This window comes from Leucobacter tenebrionis, from assembly GCF_019884725.1.
GTDB classification, from domain to species: domain Bacteria; phylum Actinomycetota; class Actinomycetes; order Actinomycetales; family Microbacteriaceae; genus Leucobacter; species Leucobacter tenebrionis.
The window spans coordinates 542,141-560,641 of sequence record NZ_CP082322.1 but is presented as its reverse complement, the minus strand read 5'-3'; the positions used below and the strand labels follow the sequence as shown (position 1 = coordinate 560,641).

General features: G+C 66.6%; 28 protein-coding genes. 13 read left to right on the top strand and 15 right to left on the bottom strand.

The genetic code is table 11. From position 1 onward, the window contains the following. Positions 1–42 precede the first annotated feature (42 nt). From KVY00_RS02670 to KVY00_RS02660, 3 genes are read right to left on the bottom strand one after another with little or no spacing between them, the layout of a single operon-like run. Positions 43–234, bottom strand: a complete 192-nt coding sequence (locus KVY00_RS02670) for a hypothetical protein (protein WP_223044210.1) — start codon at positions 232–234, stop codon at positions 43–45. After that, the gene (locus tag KVY00_RS02665) at positions 231–434 is read right to left on the bottom strand and encodes a hypothetical protein (protein ID WP_223044209.1); all 204 of its coding nucleotides are present in this window, start codon (positions 432–434) and stop codon (positions 231–233) included. The genes KVY00_RS02670 and KVY00_RS02665 overlap by 4 nt, the downstream gene beginning before the upstream one ends. 55 nt (positions 435–489) lie before the next feature. After that, positions 490–627 carry a hypothetical protein gene (locus KVY00_RS02660; RefSeq protein ID WP_223044208.1) on the bottom strand — a complete coding sequence of 46 codons (138 nt, stop codon included), beginning with the start codon at positions 625–627 and terminating at the stop codon, positions 490–492. Positions 628–657: 30 nt separating this feature from the next. On the opposite strand from KVY00_RS02660, the gene KVY00_RS02655 reads away from it, so the two are divergent. Together KVY00_RS02655 and KVY00_RS02650 are read left to right on the top strand one after the other, a co-directional pair. Then, positions 658–1,482 (top strand): ArsR/SmtB family transcription factor, encoded by an 825-nt coding sequence (locus KVY00_RS02655; protein ID WP_223044207.1) that lies wholly within the window; start codon positions 658–660, stop codon positions 1,480–1,482. 42 nt (positions 1,483–1,524) lie between these two features. After that, positions 1,525–2,394, top strand: a complete 870-nt coding sequence (locus tag KVY00_RS02650; RefSeq protein WP_223044206.1) for a CPBP family intramembrane glutamic endopeptidase — start codon at positions 1,525–1,527, stop codon at positions 2,392–2,394. Here the strand turns inward: KVY00_RS02650 and KVY00_RS02645 are convergent. Next, positions 2,321–2,740, bottom strand: a complete 420-nt coding sequence (locus KVY00_RS02645) for an SdpI family protein (RefSeq protein WP_223044205.1) — start codon at positions 2,738–2,740, stop codon at positions 2,321–2,323. The genes KVY00_RS02650 and KVY00_RS02645 overlap by 74 nt on opposite strands. A gap of 167 nt (positions 2,741–2,907) precedes the next feature. Between KVY00_RS02645 and KVY00_RS02640 the strand changes: the two genes are divergently transcribed. Together KVY00_RS02640 and KVY00_RS02635 are read left to right on the top strand one after the other, a co-directional pair. Further along, on the top strand, positions 2,908–3,390 hold the full coding sequence (locus KVY00_RS02640) for a MarR family winged helix-turn-helix transcriptional regulator (protein ID WP_223044204.1): 483 nt from the start codon (positions 2,908–2,910) through the stop codon (positions 3,388–3,390). After that, positions 3,387–4,160: a HEAT repeat domain-containing protein gene (locus KVY00_RS02635; protein ID WP_223044203.1), complete on the top strand. Its 774-nt coding sequence runs from the start codon at positions 3,387–3,389 to the stop codon at positions 4,158–4,160. Before KVY00_RS02640 ends, KVY00_RS02635 begins: the two co-directional genes overlap by 4 nt. 26 nt (positions 4,161–4,186) lie before the next feature. Here KVY00_RS02635 and KVY00_RS02630 read toward each other — a convergent pair whose 3' ends face one another. The 3 genes from KVY00_RS02630 to KVY00_RS02620 all read right to left on the bottom strand — a co-directional run bounded on the left by KVY00_RS02630 (position 4,187) and on the right by KVY00_RS02620 (position 5,825). After that, a complete protein-coding gene (locus KVY00_RS02630; protein WP_223044202.1) occupies positions 4,187–4,660 on the bottom strand; it encodes an SRPBCC family protein in 474 nt (157 codons plus the stop codon). A 70-nt stretch (positions 4,661–4,730) separates the two neighbouring features. Continuing rightward, complete coding sequence (locus KVY00_RS02625; RefSeq protein ID WP_223044201.1) at positions 4,731–4,898, bottom strand: hypothetical protein; 168 nt, start codon at positions 4,896–4,898, stop codon at positions 4,731–4,733. Between the two features lie 396 nt (positions 4,899–5,294). Further along, positions 5,295–5,825 carry a hypothetical protein gene (locus tag KVY00_RS02620; RefSeq protein ID WP_223044200.1) on the bottom strand — a complete coding sequence of 177 codons (531 nt, stop codon included), beginning with the start codon at positions 5,823–5,825 and terminating at the stop codon, positions 5,295–5,297. Between the two features lie 117 nt (positions 5,826–5,942). On the opposite strand from KVY00_RS02620, the gene KVY00_RS02615 reads away from it, so the two are divergent. Together KVY00_RS02615 and KVY00_RS02610 are read left to right on the top strand one after the other, a co-directional pair. Further along, positions 5,943–6,635 (top strand): HEAT repeat domain-containing protein, encoded by a 693-nt coding sequence (locus KVY00_RS02615; protein WP_255572723.1) that lies wholly within the window; start codon positions 5,943–5,945, stop codon positions 6,633–6,635. Positions 6,636–6,666: 31 nt separating this feature from the next. Continuing rightward, positions 6,667–7,638: a HEAT repeat domain-containing protein gene (locus KVY00_RS02610; protein ID WP_255572722.1), complete on the top strand. Its 972-nt coding sequence runs from the start codon at positions 6,667–6,669 to the stop codon at positions 7,636–7,638. Here the strand turns inward: KVY00_RS02610 and KVY00_RS02605 are convergent. Next, positions 7,618–8,304, bottom strand: coding sequence for a M23 family metallopeptidase (locus KVY00_RS02605; RefSeq protein ID WP_223044198.1), 687 nt, complete (start codon positions 8,302–8,304; stop codon positions 7,618–7,620). The genes KVY00_RS02610 and KVY00_RS02605 overlap by 21 nt on opposite strands. Before the next feature lie 127 nt (positions 8,305–8,431). Here KVY00_RS02605 and KVY00_RS02600 point away from each other — a divergent pair, with 127 nt between their 5' ends. From KVY00_RS02600 to KVY00_RS02590, 3 genes are read left to right on the top strand one after another with little or no spacing between them, the layout of a single operon-like run. After that, on the top strand, positions 8,432–8,749 hold the full coding sequence (locus KVY00_RS02600) for an ArsR/SmtB family transcription factor (RefSeq protein ID WP_223044197.1): 318 nt from the start codon (positions 8,432–8,434) through the stop codon (positions 8,747–8,749). Beyond that, on the top strand, positions 8,739–9,293 hold the full coding sequence (locus tag KVY00_RS02595) for an SRPBCC domain-containing protein (RefSeq protein ID WP_223044196.1): 555 nt from the start codon (positions 8,739–8,741) through the stop codon (positions 9,291–9,293). The genes KVY00_RS02600 and KVY00_RS02595 overlap by 11 nt, the downstream gene beginning before the upstream one ends. 8 nt (positions 9,294–9,301) lie before the next feature. After that, positions 9,302–9,724, top strand: coding sequence for a VOC family protein (locus tag KVY00_RS02590; RefSeq protein ID WP_223044195.1), 423 nt, complete (start codon positions 9,302–9,304; stop codon positions 9,722–9,724). A gap of 45 nt (positions 9,725–9,769) precedes the next feature. Here KVY00_RS02590 and KVY00_RS02585 read toward each other — a convergent pair whose 3' ends face one another. Both KVY00_RS02585 and KVY00_RS02580 read right to left on the bottom strand, forming a co-directional pair. Then, the gene (locus KVY00_RS02585; protein WP_223044194.1) at positions 9,770–10,570 is read right to left on the bottom strand and encodes a hypothetical protein; all 801 of its coding nucleotides are present in this window, start codon (positions 10,568–10,570) and stop codon (positions 9,770–9,772) included. A gap of 280 nt (positions 10,571–10,850) precedes the next feature. Beyond that, positions 10,851–11,519, bottom strand: coding sequence for a FadR/GntR family transcriptional regulator (locus KVY00_RS02580; protein ID WP_223044193.1), 669 nt, complete (start codon positions 11,517–11,519; stop codon positions 10,851–10,853). Between the two features lie 170 nt (positions 11,520–11,689). Between KVY00_RS02580 and KVY00_RS02575 the strand changes: the two genes are divergently transcribed. After that, positions 11,690–13,468 (top strand): 2-isopropylmalate synthase, encoded by a 1,779-nt coding sequence (locus KVY00_RS02575; protein WP_223044192.1) that lies wholly within the window; start codon positions 11,690–11,692, stop codon positions 13,466–13,468. Positions 13,469–13,498: 30 nt separating this feature from the next. On the opposite strand, the gene KVY00_RS02570 is transcribed toward KVY00_RS02575, so the two are convergent. Continuing rightward, positions 13,499–13,888 (bottom strand): thiol-disulfide oxidoreductase DCC family protein, encoded by a 390-nt coding sequence (locus KVY00_RS02570; protein ID WP_223044191.1) that lies wholly within the window; start codon positions 13,886–13,888, stop codon positions 13,499–13,501. 165 nt (positions 13,889–14,053) lie between these two features. On the opposite strand from KVY00_RS02570, the gene KVY00_RS02565 reads away from it, so the two are divergent. Beyond that, the gene (locus KVY00_RS02565) at positions 14,054–14,278 is read left to right on the top strand and encodes a hypothetical protein (RefSeq protein WP_223044190.1); all 225 of its coding nucleotides are present in this window, start codon (positions 14,054–14,056) and stop codon (positions 14,276–14,278) included. A 194-nt stretch (positions 14,279–14,472) separates the two neighbouring features. Next, entirely contained in the window at positions 14,473–14,835 is a 363-nt protein-coding gene (locus tag KVY00_RS02560) for an iron chaperone (RefSeq protein ID WP_223044189.1), read from the top strand. A gap of 65 nt (positions 14,836–14,900) precedes the next feature. Here the strand turns inward: KVY00_RS02560 and KVY00_RS02555 are convergent, their stop codons facing one another. The 3 genes from KVY00_RS02555 to KVY00_RS02545 form a co-directional block, all read right to left on the bottom strand. Further along, the gene (locus KVY00_RS02555; protein ID WP_223044188.1) at positions 14,901–15,638 is read right to left on the bottom strand and encodes an SDR family oxidoreductase; all 738 of its coding nucleotides are present in this window, start codon (positions 15,636–15,638) and stop codon (positions 14,901–14,903) included. Positions 15,639–15,844: 206 nt separating this feature from the next. Beyond that, positions 15,845–16,288: a hypothetical protein gene (locus KVY00_RS02550; RefSeq protein ID WP_223044187.1), complete on the bottom strand. Its 444-nt coding sequence runs from the start codon at positions 16,286–16,288 to the stop codon at positions 15,845–15,847. A 207-nt stretch (positions 16,289–16,495) separates the two neighbouring features. Next, on the bottom strand, positions 16,496–16,990 hold the full coding sequence (locus tag KVY00_RS02545; protein ID WP_223044186.1) for a hypothetical protein: 495 nt from the start codon (positions 16,988–16,990) through the stop codon (positions 16,496–16,498). A gap of 164 nt (positions 16,991–17,154) precedes the next feature. Between KVY00_RS02545 and KVY00_RS02540 the strand changes: the two genes are divergently transcribed. Next, the gene (locus tag KVY00_RS02540) at positions 17,155–17,877 is read left to right on the top strand and encodes a DUF981 domain-containing protein (RefSeq protein ID WP_255572721.1); all 723 of its coding nucleotides are present in this window, start codon (positions 17,155–17,157) and stop codon (positions 17,875–17,877) included. Between the two features lie 15 nt (positions 17,878–17,892). On the opposite strand, the gene KVY00_RS02535 is transcribed toward KVY00_RS02540, so the two are convergent. Beyond that, on the bottom strand, positions 17,893–18,465 hold the full coding sequence (locus KVY00_RS02535; protein ID WP_223044185.1) for an HhH-GPD-type base excision DNA repair protein: 573 nt from the start codon (positions 18,463–18,465) through the stop codon (positions 17,893–17,895). Positions 18,466–18,501 lie beyond the last annotated feature (36 nt).

Below are 18,501 nucleotides of genomic sequence, written 5' to 3'. Positions count from 1 at the left end.
CTGATCACGAGATGGGGCGGGCGAGCGGGTATTGCCGAAAGCTCACTCGGAGAAGAACGCCAGCGAAACCCCCAGCAGCGCGCATACCAAGCCGAAGATGCCCGCGACGATACGGAGCCGACGGGCGGTCGCGTGTTTCCAGCCGTGCCTCGCAGCGAAGACCAGGGAGACGAGGAAGGTGACGACTGCGCATGCTCCGACGATGCTGAGCGCGATCACCACGACGGGCGTCATGGTTTGTCCCCGGTGAATGCGAAGCTGACCCCGATCACGGCGCAGATCCCGGCGGCGATCCCCGCGAGCGTGCGCAGCAGCGATGCAGTGTCACCGTCGATCAGAAACGATCCGAGAAAACAGAGCCCCGCGATCACGCCGAAGATGCTGACGCCGACCACCTGCCAGCGTCGGATCCCGGAAAGCTCCCCCTTGCCCATACTGGCACGCTACACGGCTCGTCTCCGATTGCAAGAGCCGTGCGAATCGCGCAGCTCACTTCTTCAGCTGTCGGGCGGCCTCGTCGGCGAGATCGGGCCGGTAGTGCCGGAGCCAATCGCCGACGCGACCGTCGATCCAGTCGGCGCAGGCTCCTCCCTGCCGCGACATCGCCGCCAGCGGGACCCGTTGCATTATGCAGGTATTTACCTGCATAATGAGGGCATGGATGCGGACATGGTGTTCAAGGCGCTGGCCGATCCGGGGCGGCGACTGCTGCTCGACATGCTGCATGAGCGGTCGGGCCAGACGCTGGGTGAGCTCTGCGAGGGGCTGGACATGCGCCGCCAGTCGGTCAGCCAGCACCTCGAGCTGTTGGAAGCGGCGAACCTGGTGTCGTCGATCCGCGACGGCCGGCGGAAGCTGCACTACCTCAACCCTGTGCCGATCCATGAGATCCAGCGCCGTTGGATCTGGAAGTTCGAGGAACCCCGATTGGCCTTCCTCGACGCCATCACGCAGCGAGCAGAGGAGTACGCGATGACTGAAGCAGGCAAGGGTGCCGTTCCCGACTACGTCTACACGACCTATATCCGCGCCACCCCGGAGCGGGTATGGCAAGCGCTCACCGACGCAGAGCTGAGCGGGCGATTCTGGGGGCATGCCCAGATCTCGGATTGGAAGATCGGCAGCCGGGTGGACCACGTCCGTCTCGACGGCACGGGGATCGCCGATGCCTCGGGCCGAGTGATCGAGGTGGATCCGCCGCGCCGTCTCGTCTTCGGCTTCGACGACCCGGCGCGTTTCGACGACCCCGCGTTCGAGCCGAGCGTGGTCACGTTCGAGATCGAGTCCGACCGGGATATCGTCAAGCTCACTCTCACCCACACGGTGCTGGCGAGCCTCGACGAGCTGCGCGCCGTGGGGCAGGGGTGGCCCGCGGTGCTCGCCAACCTCAAGACGCTGCTGGAGACCGGCGAGGCGCTGCCGCAGGAGCCCTGGGCGTTCCATGCAGAGGAGCGCGCGGCCGGCATGGCGAAGAACGGGTGAACCCTCGCCGGTGACCCGAGCCGGCGACTGAGAGAATGACCTATGGCCTCACTGCTCTCTCGGCGCCCGCTGACGGGATTCTTCGTGCTCGCGTTTCTCGGTTCCTGGGCGGCGTGGAGCCCCTGGTGCCTCTCCAGGAGCGGGATCGGCCTGCTCTCATTCGAGCTGCCGTTCTCCGCGGTCGCCGGCATCAACCAGCTCGGCATGTTCGCCGGCCCGTTCGCGGCGGCGCTCCTCATGACCCGCATCGCCGAGGGTCGCGCGGGCGTCCGTGAGTTCTGGCGTCGAATGGTTCGGTGGCGGGTGCGTCCGCGCTGGTACGTCCTGGCTCTGATCCTCCTCCCGTTCGCCACGGCCGTCGGGTACCTGTTCGCTCCGGGCATCGCGTGGGGAGCGGGCCACGGTGGTATCGCCGTGCTTGGATTGCTGGCGGGCGCGTATGTCACGTACTTGCTCGGCGGGCCGGTTCAGGAGGAGCCGGGTTGGAGAGGCTTTGCGCTTCCGCGGCTCCAGCAGCGACTGCACCCCGTGACCGCGGCGCTCGCGCTCGGTGTGATCCACTGCTGCTGGCATGCCCCGCTGTTCCTCACCGACGAGTGGGACACCGCGCGTCAGGATCCCAGCCAGTATCTGGCCTACCTGATCCTGGTCGTCAGCATGTCGTTCATCATGTCCTGGCTTGCGAACGGATCACAGCACTCCACGCTGCTGGTGATCCTCGGGCACAACGGCATCAACTGGGCGATGTTCGGAGTTGAGACCCTGGCCGGGACCGAGGTCGCGAATAACTGGCCTGCGGCGATCGGGCTTGCCGGGCTCGCGATCCTCGCCGTGCTCGTCAGTCGTGGGCGGCTCGGGTGCCGGGCCCCGGCCCCGCATCCCTCGGCTGCGAGCCGGGGTGCTCGAGGGTGAAGCGCTTCGCGGCGCGCGCGGCCGGGACGAGGCCGATCAGCACCCACCCGAGCAGCCAGACGACGGATGATCCGAGGATGATAGTCGGCACCCGGGCAGTGCCCAGCAGGATGAGGATCGCGCTGCCGATCGCCCCGGCGACCAAACCGAGGCCCGCGACGGTGAGACAGGGCGCTGCTGCGCGATGCACGACGATCCAGGCGTCATGATTGCGGAGCGTGAGTGTCGTCCGGTAGCCGAGCAGCCGGTTGCGCGGCAGCGTGCCCTCGCGGGAGATCCTCGCCCACCGGAGGACGAGCAGTCCGGCGATGAGGACCAACCCTGAGCCCATGAGTTCCTGAATCATCTCGAGATGCTCCCCTCTGTGCACTGTTGCCAGCACGTTACTGCGGCTCCAGACGGGTCGGGCACCACCCACGGGTGGAAAGATCCACGCACTGAAACTCGGAGAGGCGAACATTCTTGTCCGTGCGAAGTATAGATTTCGCTAGTTGACTAGTAATATGTTGCCTTATGAATGATCTGGTGGGTGTCAAGCAGCAGCTCCTGCTGAAGCAGCTCGGCGACGACGAGGCGGCGAGGCTGGTGATGGCGGTGCTCACGACGGCGCGACGCATCGATGCGGCGTGCGCAGAACTGCTTGCGCAACACGATCTGACGGAGGGCCGACTGGCGGCGCTGCTCGCGATCTCCGCGGAGCCGGGGGTCACGCCGCGCGCGCTCGCCCACCGCTTGGAGGTGACCTCGGCGACAGTGACCGGCCTGCTGGATCGCCTCGACCGTGACGGCCTGATCGTGCGCAGGGCGCACGCGACCGACCGACGCACCCATACGCTCGGGGTCACTGCCGTCGGTGAGCAGCTCGTCTCTGAACTGGTGCCGGTCTATGCCGACTGGCTGCGCCGGCTCGGCGACGGGATCGGACAGAGAGATCGTCGCAATGCCGAGAGCGTGCTCGCTGCGGTGCAGCAGAACCTCGCGGGAGACGCCCGATGAGCGGGGGAGGAGCGCGCAGCCGCGCCGACATCGACCCGGTGCATCTTGGCGCGCTGAACAGCGGTGCCGCACCATCGCGCACCCTTGCCGAGGCGCTCGCGATCGACCACACGGTGCTGCTGCGCAGCGTGCTCCCCGATGCCGATGCCGCGCTGCGAGCCGAGGTCGCCGATGCGCAGGGGGTGGGGATTCTCAAGCGGATGACCCGTATCGGGGAGGCGCTGGCTGCGCGGCTCGACGCGGCCGAAGTCGAACGGATCAGTCGCCACCCCTCCGATACTGTACGCGGATGGGGCTGCTTCCTGATCGCCGCGCGCAACGCAGATGCCGGTCCTGTCGCTCTGCTCGAGCGACTGCGTGCCTTCGCCGACGATGAGCACTTCGCGGTCCGGGAATGGGTGTGGATGGCGGCCCGCCCGGTCCTCGTCACAGATCTCGATACGAGCATCGACGTTCTCGCGCGGTGGACCGCCGATCCGTCCGAGCGGGTGCGCCGCTTCGCGAGCGAGGCGCTGCGGCCGCGGGGCGTGTGGGCCGCCCACATCGATCAGCTCAAGCAGCATCCGGAAAAGGGGGAGCCGATCCTGCATCCGCTGCGCGCGGATTCCTCCCGCTACGTGCAGGATTCGGTGGCGAACTGGATCAACGACGCCGCGAAGACGCGCCCCGACTGGGCGGCGGCTCTCTGCGCCGGATGGTCTGCCGAGAGCGACAGCGCCGCGACTGCCCGGCTCGTGAAGCGTGCGCTGCGCTCACTCGGCCCGGCCTGAGTCATCACCGCGAGGGCGCGGCGGAACTAATCGTCGCTCTCTTCGATGATCCGCTTCATCGCTCGAAGCGTGACCGGGATGCCCTCCTGCGCCGCCTGCCGCCGCTTCTCGACCTCTGCGGCAGCGTCAGCTCCGAAGCGCTGTGCGAAGAACGCTTGCCCCTTCGCAGTGAACTCCCACGACTCAGTGAGCTCCGTACTGCTGCCGACCGGACGCATCGTATACGTCCAGAACACGTTGCCTTCGGTGACACCCCAGCCGAATGCCCGCCCCGCTTCGCACACGGTGACCTCGCAGCGCGTCTCCCAGGTGCGATCCGGGGTCACGTTCCGGCCGGTGAAGAACGCGCCCGGGCGCGGCCCGTCGCCTTCGTCCCACCAGCATGCTTCGCACACGGGCGACCACTCGCCAGTTCGGGTGACATCGGAGACGACCGCGAATACCTGCTCTGGTGTCGCGTTGATCAGGATCGAATCGGCGTGCGTCAGGGAATCAGGCATAGGGGGATTCTAGTGCCGGACGCCTGTCTGCCTCAGCCTGCGCCAAAGGCACGCCGGAAGGTCGGCTCGGCTACGACAGCCACTTGATCAACAGGGCCAGGCCGATCGCGCCGCCGGCGAGCAGTGCCCATGCCTTACCCGAGGTCGGGATGTAGTTATGGCCGTCGGGCGTCCAGAACATCGGCAGCCAACCCTTGGCGTTCTCGGTTTCGTCATCGGGTTCTTGTTGTGCGGCCATGATGTCCAGCGTAACGAAGCGAGCCGCAACACATTCCCGGCTCTTCGTATTTGAGGGTGTAGACGGGGTGCCCGGAGCGGCAACCAGGAAATAGGATCGAGGCCTTTCGGTGATGGAAGTTCTTACGCGACTCATCCGAAAGACCTCGACGTGTCCGCTACGTTCCATACCCCTGATCTGGCCGCGTTCTGCCGTCTCGACGAGCTCGGACTCGAAGCGATCGGACAGTCTCTCGAACCTGATCGGATGCGAGAGGTCAAAAAGTGATCCGCTTCTCGGGGATTCGAACCCTTTTTGACCTCTCGTTGGGAGGGAAGCAGGATGGGTGCTGGAGCCACGTTCATGCGCAGGGAATCGCTGAACGATAGCCACCCCGGACGAAGGCCCCGGATGCCGTTAAGCGCAGACCTCCTCGGAGTTCTCGGTGATGATCCAGTCGGTCCCGACGCGCTCGAGCGCAACCCGGCCGCAGCTGCTGCCGCCCGTGTAGGTGACGAAGAGTTCCGCGGTGTTTTCGGTCTCGGCGATCGAGTCGATCTCCACCTCTGCCGACTGTCCCAGCGCCGCGTACAGTTCGGCGGTCGTCGTGATCATCGTGGTGCAGTCCGATACGGGCATGCCGCTCGCTTGCATCTCGGTCAGCATCCGTTCGACGAGTCCGTCGCTGAGGGACGCGCACGCCGCCTGGGCGTCCGGCTCTCGGCTCGCCGCGAGCCAGGCGAGGAACGCCTCTTCGGCGGTCTGCCCGGGCTCGGTCGACGGCTCCGGTGCGGCCGGTGTCGAGGGCTCTGCGGGTGCGGATGAGGAGGGCTGGGTCGGTACGTCGTTCCCATCGCTCTCTCCGGCGGCCGCGCAGCCGGTCAGCGATGCGATGAGCAGCAGGCCGCAGGATGCCGCGGCCAAGCGATCTCCGAGTGCGAGCTCCATGCGGCCAGTATCTCAGGCTGAGACTCGTGGTCATCGACGGGGCAGGATATTTCGCGCCGGGGGCGCTTGACCTTGACACTGTGACAAGGTTTCTACTGGAGTGAGGAGGTGGTCACCGTGACCCGCGTACACACAACAACCGATAACGGCTCCGCGCTGCGGCGCGCACTGGAGGCGAAGAATCCCTCGGCCCGTCTGCAAGCGGCCCTCACCGCCGGCACGAATCCTGATCCCGCATTCATCGAGGTGCTGGTGGAGCACTGCGCAGGCGAGCCCGACTTCTACGTGCGCGACATGCTCACCTGGGCGCTGACACGACATGATCACCCGACCGTGATCGAGCTGATCCTGCCTGAACTGCGATCCACTATTCCGCAGGCGCGGAGTCAGGCGCTGCACACGCTCACGAAGATCGCAGACCCCGGCACCTGGTCCGTTGTCACGACGGAGCTGCTGCAAGACGAGGATGAAACGGTGGCCCGCACGGCGTGGCGCGCCGCAGCGGGGCTCGTGCCCGAGGGGCGGGAGGAGTGGCTCGCCGAGACGCTCTCCACACAGTTCGCCCGAGGTGACCGCGACGTGCAGTTGAGCCTCAGCCGTGCGTTCGCCGACATCGGTCCTGCGGCCGCGCCCGTCGTGGAGCGCGCGAAGGCTCACGAGGACGAGGCAGTGCGGACGCACGCGATCGCGACCGAGATGATCATGGAGGATCCCGAGCTCGGCTTCGATGCCGCTGTTTACGAGGCGCGCAAGACCGTCGCGCTGTCCGCAGCCCCGACGATCCGGGACGGGAACAATGCTGATCGGTGAGGTCGCCGAACGGTCGGGAGTGAGTGCGCGCATGCTGCGCCACTATGACCGGATCGGCCTCGTATCGCCGACCTCGCGCACCCCCGGCGGATACCGCGAGTACACGGACGATGACATCCGGCGCCTCTTCCAGGTCGAAGGCCTCCGATCGCTCGGGCTCGGCCTGAGGGAGATCGTCGATGCGCTCGGCGATCTCCCGTTCAGCCCGGCTGAGATGGTCGAGCAGCTCATCACACGCACGGAGGAGCACCTGGCGCAGCAGACGCGGCTGCTGCACGAGCTGCGCCAGGTGCAGGCCGGCGAACTCGCGGAGTGGGCGGACGTGCTGCACACGATCAGCCTGATCCGTGGCCTCAACGTCGACGACCCCTCGGAACGTCAGCGCTTCGCGCTCACAGTGGAGGAGGAGGCCGGCGCGAGAGGCATCGGCGCACTGGTTGAAGCGGCGCTGGCGGAGACCGATATCAACGCTGCAGGGGCGCTGGACTGGGTGCTCGCGCGAGGCGGAGACGAGGCCGTCCCTCTTCTCGCCCGGGCACTGTTCTCATCCGATGAGCGCCGACGGCGCCGCGCAGTCGACGCGCTCGTCAAGATCGGGTCACCACGGGCGACCGGTGTTCTGGCTGACGCGTTCGAGCATCCCGATCCGCGGGTGCGCTCTCGGGCCGCGCTCGCGCGTGGACGACGCGGCGACCGCGGGGCGATCCCGACTCTCATCGCTCTCGTAGCCAGCGGGCGTGACGACGTGGCGGCCGCGGATGCCTTGGCAGAACTCGCTACCGGGCAAAGCGGAGGAGCTGAGGAGATCGTGCGTCTCATTCGCGCTGAACTCGCACGAGCGGACGGCGCTGACGCGGCGGCGCGACAGCGCCTGACGGCGGCGCTCGCCGATATCCCCGGTCCCGAGGCGAATGCACTGTTGGCCGCGTTGACGGACGATTCCGACCCCCGTGTCGCGCACACCGCCCAGTACCTGCTGCAGTCACGCGGAGTTGTTGAATAGTGCTGCGCTGCCGATCCCAGCATCATGCCGCGGGGCCTCGACGATCTCGCCGTTCCGCGGCAGTGCCCCTTCGAAGGTGATCGGCACCGCTCTGGCCCGCTCGGGATCCCGGTGGTCCATGGCCTGGATGTGCGCGTGAGGCTCCGTGCTGTTCCCGGAGTTCCCGCAACGCGCCAGCAGGTCGCCGGCCAGGACCCGCTGGCCGGCGCGGACCGCGACGCTGCGGCGCTGCAGGTGGCACAGGGCGACGACGATGCCTTCCTCGTTCTCGATCATCACGTGGTTGCCCGCGAGAGCGGCCCACCCGGAGGCGAGTCGGCGCCGCTGCGTCAGCGCGTAGCCGATCGAGGAGAGACCTCGGTAGGCCGCGTGATCCTCGTCGGCGTCGCGCACAGCGACCACGGTGCCGTCGAGTGGGGCGAGGATCACCCGGCCGAAGCCCGGGAATCGCGACGGCGGCTCCGGTGTCAGCAGCGTGCGGGGCGTCATCGGGGCCGAGCGGCCATTCTGATCGACCGGCACGAAGTCGATCGCGTAGGAGCTCGCGAGCAGCGCCGTGCCGTGACTGGGTGTCCGGTTCGCCGGGCTGTTCTGCACGAGCCACCGACCCGTGAACGGGTAACGCAGGTCGCGGCCTGCGGGGGTGCGGCTGAACGCCATCGTCATGCCGTCAGGGTAGCAAGCAGGGAGCACCTGGGTTTATCGATGCTGGGCTGCTCTGCGCACCGGCCAAGTGCCGACGAGTGGCTCATCTGCCTTGACATTCATGTGAACGGAGGTTCATTATTGGGCCATGGATGATTTCGCAGTGATCGCCGAGCCCACCCGGCGCTCCATCGTGGATCGTCTTCGCGTCTCCGAGCATGACGTGGGAGCGCTGGTGGGCGAGCTGGGTATCTCTCAGTCGCTGGCGTCGAAGCACCTGCGTGTGCTTCGGGAAGCGGGTGTCGTCGAGTCGCGGGTCGTCGGTAGGCGCCGCGTGTATCGCCTCACCTCGCGTCCACTGCCGGATGTGATGGCGTGGGTGCGGCCCTACGTCGAGCTGTGGGGCACGAGCTTCGACCGTCTCGCGGAGGCACTGAGCGAGGAGGAACCCGATCATGGCCGATGAACCTCGAGACGAGGAGATCGCCCGGCAGGTGCATTCCCCTGTCGATGTGCTGCTGCAGCAGGATGGCGCCGAGTGGACGCTCGTCATGCGTCGCGCCTTTCCGCACACTCCTGAGGAGCTGTGGCGCATGCTCACAGAACCCGACCGCCTCGCGCGGTGGTCACCGGTCGTTCCCGATCGGGTGCTGGACAGCCCGGGCCCCGCGACGTGCCGGGAGCACCCGCATGACACCCCGATCGACGCCGAGGTGCTCATCGCCGACACGCCGCGCAAGCTGGTCCATCGGTGGGGGCCGGAGCTTCTGAGCTGGACGATCACTCATGCCCCGGCCGGCGGAGCGGTGCTCGAACTCCGCCAGACGCTCGCCGACCACGGGCGCGCGAGCCTCTATGCGGCGGGCTGGCGGGTCTGTCTGGGGCGTCTCGCTGCCGAGGAGGACGGGACCGATCGAGAACGCGTGGTGGGTGACCGAGCGTGGGCCTACGGATGCCGCGAACTGATCGAGCACTACGATGCAACACTCACTGCTTCACCGAACCGTTAGGAGAGAACATGACTGCAGAAACCACCTCGGGCAAGATCGTCGGCACGGTCGTCTGCTTGCCGGTGCGGGATCTCACCGCCGCATCGGATTTCTATCGAGCCGTGTTCGACCTGCCCGAACTCGAAATCGGCGAGGGCATGGTCGTCGTGGAGATTCCCGGGCTCTCGCTCTTCCTGATCGAGGAGCAGGCCTTCGAGACGTACAGCGAGAAGGCCGGACGGGGTGTTGCGTATCCCGGCAAGGACACGAGTGTGATCCTCAGCTGCGCCGTCGAGTCCCGAGTCGCGCTCGACGACATGCTGAGCACCGCCGCATCGCTGGGAGGGACGGTGCCGAGGCGGGCTGGCATGGACGAGGAGTTGGGGCTGTACCTGGGCTACTTCTTCGATCCCGACGGCCATCACTGGGAACTCGCCCACTCGGATAAGTAGAGCTACCGTATTCCGACGCTGAAGTGCGGGGATCGGGCGCTCACCTCACAGGCTCCATCCGGTTCCGGTCCAGCGCCGGATGTCTGCGAAGCGCAGTCGGCCGACGAGTCTGGCGGGTCTGCGCGGAGTGAGCAGTACGCCCCAGCCGTCGGCCGGGAGGCTCGGGCGGCGCACGAGGTACCCGCCGGCCGCGTCGGGCCCGAAGATCTCCTCCGAGCCGAACACGTTCGCGTCCGAGGGCCGCCAGTGCTCGTTGCGCGCCAGACTCGTGGCGTGCTGGTCTTCCTCGAGGCGCGCCAGCCAGATCCGGAACGCCGTGAAGATCCGCTCCGCCTGGGCATCGGAAGCATCCTCTGCAATGGCGACGCAGGTTTCCCGGTATCCGTCGCCGTCATGGATGTTGAAGCGGGTCGGGTGCAGTTCGCACAGCACCACCCGCACCTCGGGGATCAGGATCGGCGGCCGCGCTCGCCGTCTCCGCCGACTGAGCACCTCCCACACCCAGAGCACTGCGCTCGCGACGAGCAGTGCGATCCCACCCGCCCAGTGCATCGAGGCCGGTTCAGCGCCAGAATCGGTGCGCGGCAGGATCCCGAGCACCAGGCCGCCGATGACGATCGCGCCGACCGCCGCGCAGACGATCGCGAGCATCGGCAGTGCTGAGCGCTGATCCTCGATCCAGTCCGCGATCGATGCCGCGTCCGCGGAGTCGATATCGGGCGGATCAGTCAGCCGTTCGTAGGGTTCCGGCGAGCGCACGGCCTGTGCCCACGCCGAGAAGGGATCGTCCGGCCAAGCGAGTGCTGCACGCATCGATCCGGGAGTACCGTCGGTGTTCTCCGGCATCTCGACCCCCTCGGTTCCCGGGGATCGTCTCCTGGCCAGTGATCTGCGGTGCCGCTGTGATCAGCGACGTACCCCTCGCCGTACATAGTTAAGCACGGCCTGTGCTCCCGATCACAGGTCGATCGCAGTGCGCTGGTGATAGCCGCTACTGCGTGAGGTGCATCGGCCTTGGCCTTCTGGCGTGTGCTGCGCCCGCCTCCGTCGGATGAGGAATGGAAAGGCACTCCTCAGGTTCGGGGCCGCGGCTCGCGGGGCGCCTGTTGAAGGTGACGACGTCGGCTCAGCGCAGAGCATCGGCGAGCGAGGAGAGATGGGTGCGGCTTTGCGCTGACGCGGCGATCGCGTCGCGCTGGGCGATCGCGTCTGCGAGGTTCGCGTGCACGTGCTGGTCGGCCTCGCTGCCGTGGGCGTCTCGGATGCGGAGCATGTCGATCATCGCCTGACGGAGGCGCGGCGTGAACCCGTCGAAGAGCTCCAACAGGATCGGGTTGTGGGCCGCGGCGACGATCGCGCGATGGAACGCGGTGTCGGCGTCGACATGCTCCTCGATGCCGGCCCTCCGCTGCCATCGGAGGTCGAGTGCTCGGCGGATCGCGTGCAGATCCCGCGGGGTGCGGCGACTGGCCGCAAGCCCTGCGGCCTCGGTCTCGATGGCGATCCGCGCCTCGATCACCGCGATGATGTCAGCTCGGGCCAGCACCTGGTCCCAGTCCTCGCGCACGTCCAGGGCCGTCACGAACACGCCCGCACCCTGTCGTGACGAGAGCACGCCGCGGCCGGCGAGCTGGCGGATCGCCTCACGCACTGTCGAACGCCCGACGCCCAGCTGCGGGGCGAGCGTGGTCTCGCCGGGAAGCTTCTCGCCAAGCTCCCACTCGCCTGATCTGATCCGTTCGAGCAGCAGCTCGGCGGCCTGATCCGCGAGCGGAGTCCGTTGTACCTGAGCCATGCTCATTGCCCTTCTGCTCTGCTTGTCTGAGGAGTTGTGGTACAGTCTACCCATGTTCCCCATCGAGTTCTTTCTTCTTCGCCGCCACGGCGGGGTCTAGTCCGACCGGCTCCCCGCCGTGGAGCCTCTCGCTGCGCCGGTCATCACGACCGATCCCGAAGGAACCCGTCATGACCACGACTTTCCCAACTCTGACTACGCCCGCAGGCCCGGTGCCCGCTGAGGCTCCCGCGTGGAACCGGCAGCGACGTTCGCAGATGCCGTCGCACCGCTACGCCGATGTGTACTCTCGTGTCGCCGTGCCGCTCACCTCCGCGGAGCGCGAATGGCCGGCCAAGCAGTTGACGGAGGCGCCCCTGTGGGTGCCGGTCGATCTGCGCGACGGAAACCAGGCCCTCGCCGAGCCGATGGATCCCGCCCGGAAGCGCCGATTTTTCGAACTCATGGTCGCTATGGGGTACAAGGAGATCGAGGTCGGCTACCCGTCGGCTTCCCAGACCGACTACGACTTCGTTCGGCTCATTGCCGACACGGACATCGCACCCGACGACGTGACGATCGTCGTGTTCACGCCCGCCCGGCGCGATCTGATCGAGCGTACGGTCGCCTCCGTTCAAGGGATCGCGAACCCGGTGGTGATCCACATGTACACCGCTACCGCACCGGCCTGGCGAGACCTGGTGCTGCGGCAGGATCGCGATGAGCTGAAGCGGCTCATCCTGGCGGGTGGACGCGACGTGCTCGAGTTCGCCGGCGAGACGCCGAACGTGCGGTTCGAGTTCAGCCCAGAGGTGTTCAACCTCACCGAGCCCGACTACGCGATCGATATCTGCGACGCGATGACCGAGCTGTGGCAGGCGACGCCGGAGCGACCGGTGATCCTGAATCTTCCTGCGACCGTAGAGATCGCGGCGCCGAACGTGTACGCCGACCAGATCGAGTACATGCACAGACGCCTCGCCCGCCGCGACGGTGTGATCCTCTCCGTGCACCCGCACAACGACCGCGGCACCGGCATCGCCTGTGCGGAACTGGCTGTGCTCGCGGGTGCCCAGCGGGTCGAGGGGTGCATCTTCGGCAACGGCGAGCGCACCGGCAACGTGGACATCGCGACGCTGGCGCTGAATCTCCACGCGCAGGGCATCGATCCGATGATCGATTTCTCCGACATCGATGAGATCCGCCGCACCGTTGAATACTGCAATCGCATCGACGTGCACGCCCGGCACCCCTATGTCGGCGACCTCGTGCATACCGCGTTCAGCGGCACCCACCAGGACGCGATCAAGAAGGGTTTCGCCGAGCACCGCGCCCGGGCCGAAGCCGAGGGTCGGGCGGCGAGCGAGATCGAGTGGCGGGTGCCATACCTGCCCATCGATCCCGCCGACATCGGTCGCAGCTACGACGCCGTGATCCGCGTCAACTCCCAGTCAGGCAAGGGCGGCATCGCCTATCTGCTCGAAACCGAATACGGCATCGAACTGCCTCGCCGTATGCAGATCGACCTCGCACGCCACGTCCAAGCCCACACGGACACCACCGGCGGGGAGGTCACCGCGGCCGAGCTGAGGAGCATCTTCGAGGCCTCCTATCTCGCGGCGCAGAGCGACAGCGGAGTGAGCCTCCTCGGGTACGAGACGAGTGAGAACGGGGGAGTGACCCGCACTCGGATCGACCTGCGGGTCACCGGCGGGGACTTCTCGAGCGAGCACGTGGGCATCGGCCCTATTGAGGCGCTGACGGCCGCCCTCGCCGAGCGCGGGATCGACCTCGAGGTACTCGAGCTGCATCAGACAAGCATCGGTGCAGGGAGCGGCAGTCAGGCTCTCACACTCATCGAGTACCGATGCCCCGACGGTACCGGATGGAGTGCCGGACGAGCCGATTCGGTGCTTGCCGCCAGCATGAACGCCGTCCTCGCCGCCGCGGGAGCCTGTTCTGCGGCCTGACTTCCTAGTCTCGCGACACGGGGCGCTCGGTCACTCCTTCGGCTTCGGGAGCGCGCATGCCGCGGTTCCTCCGGGCAGACGGTGGCGGAAGCGGGCGATCAGCGAATAGCCGAGCGCCGATACCCACGAGAACGGCGGCGTGACCAACAGGTGACCGAAGAACCGTGCGGCGTACGACGGTTGCATGCGCAGGAGCGCCGCGAATGCGGCGTGTCCGCGGAATCGTCTGTTGCCGCACAACAGCCAGGCGAATCTCGTGACGTCGTTCTGAGCGAGTCCGAGTTCTCCGAGATCCAGCCACTGCCAGGGCTGCGCATCGGGAAATCGGTCGAGAAGTCGCTCGAGTCGGCGCACCCAGGTGGTGCAGAAGGCGCAGTCGCCGTCGTACACGAGAAGCGATTGTTCGGTCGGGGCACTCATGCTTTCGATGATAGGAGCGATCGATCGACAGCGAACAGCTCCGAAACAACGGCGAGCTCCGAAGAACCCGCGTATCAGGAGTGCCGGAGGCCCCAGTAGCATCAGTGCATGCCAGGAGGATCGCCCAACGGGCCCGGGGGCGACCGGGCCGGGACTCATGCTCTCATGTTCGGGATCATCGCCGCGGCCTGTGCGTTGATCCCGATCGTCGGTGATTTCATCGCCGTTCCCTGTGCCGTTCTTGCCCTGGGGTTCGGGCTGCTCGGTATTCGTCGTCACGAGACCGGACGGCCCGCGCAAGTGGTCCGGGCGACTATCGGCACTGTCCTCGGTTTGCTGGCGCTATTCGTGGTCGGCATCCTGTTTGCAGTAGCGCAGCTACCCGCATAGGGGCAGTGGCATTGCTGCTCGTGACGGGGAAGCGCGAGCATCGCTGAAGAGCGGGAGGATCGGGATCGGCGATCGCAGCAGGATCGCGGCCCCTCTCCGGGTGAGAGAATACTCAACGACGAGACGATCGGGCGCCATGACGGATTCGCCTGTCGTCGGGTGGCATCCGGATCGCGGGGGAGAGGACGGGATCGATGAGCGAACAGGCGACCACGATCGACGAGTATCTGGATGGGGTCGATCCCGCGTTTCGTCCGGAACTCGAGCGAATACGCGCACTGGTGACGCGGCTCGTGCCGAGCGTCCAGGAAACCATGAGCTACCGCATGCCGACGTTGAAGTACAAGGACCGCGCGTTGGTCTACTTCACCGCGTCCAAGAAGCACATGAGCTTCTATCCCTCCTCGTGGGCGATCGACGAGCTGAAGGATCGACTCTCTGATTACAAGACCACGGAGCACGCGGTCCAGTTCACGCTCGCGAACCCGCTCCCCGATGAGCTGATCGAGGATCTCGTCCGAGTCCACGTTCGCGAGATCGACTCGGATCGCAAGTAGTCGCTCGATCGGCTGCCGGTCTGGCGAGATGAGCCGGTTGATGCCCGCCACCGAGCCTTATCGCTCTATCGTGCGGGGAAGACGCGCGCCAGCCACTCGCTGAAGGTTTCGGTGCCGCGCAGGGCATCAGGGCCGGGAAGCAGGGAACCGTCGCGCTGAGCACCACCGAACGCGCCTCCCAGATTGATCGGGAACACCAAGCGGCCCGCGCCGCTCGCTCGGGCGTAGCCGCGAACCATGTCCAGGAGGGATTCTTCCCGAGGGCCTCCCAGGTCCGCTGCGCGCCCGGCGGGTGCGGCCTCGGCGAGATCCACGAGGTGCGCACCGACCTCTCGTACGGCGACCGGTTGCGTGCGCATCCGGGGGCTGAAGTGCAACGGCCCACGGGTGCCCATCCGGTATACCTGAGCGGCGAACTCGTGGAACTGCGTGGTGCGGGCGATCGTGAATGGGACACCGCTTTTCTCGACAGCCCGTTCCTGGGCCAGTTTGCCGCCGTACAGCGGATACTCGCTCGCGCGATCGCAGTTCACGATCGACAGCACGACGATGAGGGGTGGGCGAGCGGTCGTGAGCGTGCGGATGACGGCTTCGTGGAACGCGGTCGGATCGTCGCCCGGTCTCACACCGGAAGCGTCGATGACAGCGTCAGCTCCCTCGAGGGCGTCTCGCGCGCCCGCGCCTGATATGAGATCGACGCCCTCTGAACGTGCCAACAGGGTCACCTCGTGCCCGCGCTCGCGCGCTGCTCGAGCCGCTTGCGCGCCAGCCTGCCCGGTTCCACCCGCGATTGCGATCCTCATGACTGCAGCCTACAGAAGGGCCGTATCCCTCGCCCTCGGTGAGTAGCTGATTAGCCCGGATCCGCCTCAGCCGCACCGATCCGCCGTCGAGCACACGGAAACCCGGGAATCGGGGTGCTCGACGACGGATCGGTGCTGCTAGAGGTGCGCCCTCGGGAGATGGGGCGGTGGTGCTACGCCTCACGCTACGAGGATGTCGGCAGAAGTTACCCCGCGGAGTCGCCCCGACCCCGTGCAGCCTTCGCGCGACGATACTGTCTGACGCCGGCCACGAGTACCAGGACCGCGGTTCCCCAGGTGAGAACGATCAGGAACCAGAGCGGCACCGCTTTCGCGCCGCTTCCCGTCAGAGAAGTCAGATCTCCCTCGGTTCCGACGAGTTGGAGCACCGGGGCGGCGCACCACAGTGCGAGGCCGAGGGCGAGGAAGCACCACTGCGCCCCGTTCGGGCCATTGCCCGCACCTCGTCGTCTCGCCAGTGGCGGCAGCAGCGCGAGGCCCGCTACGGTGAACCCGCCCGCGAGCATCATCATGACGCCGCCCATCGAGACCAGCGGGATGAGCCCCAGAACGATCGGGATGAGAAACCCCACGGAGATCGCGCCGAAGAACGAGAACGCCAGGACGAGCTTCCATGGCTTCTCAGGCATCGCTGTTGCTCCTCTTCTTCGTATTCCTCGAGCACCGGCCTCTCTCGCTCACGGGTGATGTGTACGACAGGGCGTTTGGTGCCTCTCATCTATCAGCCTATGCGGAACCCTGGTCCCGTCCGGTCGCGGCGATATCGAGAAGGGGACGCCCGTGCTCACGGGAGAAAGGCGGAGATGAGGGGGCTGCGGATCTGCGAGCCGCCCGTATCATTTCTCGTACTCTGAGGCGTTCGGGTCCACGAGATCCCGAGGCGAGATCGCAGCGCAGAGAACGCCGTAGAGCATGCAGCAGATCGTGGCGAACATGGCGAGCCCGGTGTTGGGGTCTTCGCCGCGGTCGAGCGCGGCCGAGAGCGTCCATGTGCCGATCATGATGGAGGCCAGTGCTGCGGCGACCGACGCGATCAGACCTCGTTGAATGCGCCGATGATACTTCCACCGCTCACGCAGGCCGAGCAGGCCGATCGCGGCGCTCAGGATGCCCGAGACTATGGCCAGCGACGCGATGATCCACCCAGGATCGCTGCGGATCAACTCGCCCTCCGATGAGAAGAAGGACGCAAGATCCTCGGTCCACACCGAGGGGTGCACGGCGAGGAAACCGAGGGCCACCGCGAACGGCACCAGCATCAATACGAGGCTCAGCACCTCGCGAAAGCTCACAGCGCGTTGCGGTGCGTCAGACACTTCGAGTGAGAACATGCGACCTGCACCTCCTCATTGCGGCGACTGTTGAACAAGAACTATGGCTCCAGCCTAGCCAGACCTCATTCTCCGAATCCGGATCCGCATCCTTGCGTCAGATCATCTGTCGGTGGGATCCTGGCGAATGAGAGTGGTACGTACCGCCGATAGGGGGAGACGAGATGAACGGCATCACGCAGGCGGCACTGGTCATCGACTGGACTCAGATGCCCACCTACAACACCATCATGTCTGTCGCTGCCGGGGCGGGGCTGCTGAGCGTAGTCTGGCTCGGACGCGGTCTGCAGCGCGGGGCTCCGGTGCGATTGGAAGGCTACGCTGTCTCCTTTCTCGTGCTCGGGACGATCCTCACCATCACCGGCGCGCACATGACGCTTACCTGGCCGCTGGCGAAATATTTCCCATTTGACAACATCATTTTCGGTGAGCCCAGCCTGGGTTTCGGCGTGCTGCTGCTCGGCAGCGCGATCCTCCTGTGGCGGCGCAAGGATCTTCCCGAGACAGAGGACCGGGGCGCCGAGATCGCGTCGGTGGTGAGACCTCTCGGGATCATCATCGTCGGCTTCGGACTGGCGCTTGGTGCGATCGCATTCGCCGGCCTCATCTTCCAACTTTTCGCCGCGCCGCCCGAGGAACCCATTAGCGGAGCGTTCGCGCAGTGGCCGTGGGTGGAGGCGACGTTCATGTCGGGCATGTTTGGCGTCGCCGGCATCGGTGCCGTGCTCTTCCCGCTCGCGCTGCGCGGATTCTCCACGGGCTCGCAGCGGACGACGTGGCAGTGGATCGTCGGCATCTGCATCGGACTCCCGGGCCTCGGGTTCTTCCTATTCGGCGCGCTCAACTTCTTCACGCACATCGGGCTCATCATCAACACGATGGGATGAGCCCGGGATCGAAGCTCAGCTCTTCTTCTTGGCGGCGGCCTTCGCGGCGCGCTTCGTCTCCCGCACCTTGAGCAGGGTCTCGGGGGAGGTGATGTCTGCGACGCTGCGGAACGATCCCTCTTCGCCGTAGGCGCCGGCGGCCTCTCGCCATCCCTCGCCCGCGAACCCGCACTGCTTGCCCAGCAGCGCGAGGAAGATCCTCGCCTTCTGGTCACCGAAGCCCGGCAGCGCCTTGAGACGCTTCAACACGGTCTTGCCGTCGGGATCGCCCTCGGTCCAGATCGCGGAGGCGTCGCCGCCCCACTCGTCGACGATCGTGCGGCACAGCGTCTGAACGCGCGCGGCCATTGAGCCGGGGAATCGGTGCACGGCGGGCGACTGCTTGAAGGCGGCCTCGAAGTCGTCGGCGTCGCAGTTCGCGATCGTCTCGGCGTCGACCGAACCGATCCGCTGCTCGATCTTGAGCGGGCCCGCGAATGCGACCTCCATCGCGACCTGCTGGTCGAGCAGCATCCCGATCAGCAGGGCGAGCGGATTGTTCGTGAGCAGTGCGTCGGCTTCGACATCGTCGGTGAGGTGGAGTGCCATGGTTTCAGTATCGCACTTCGTGAGCCGGTGTGTGGG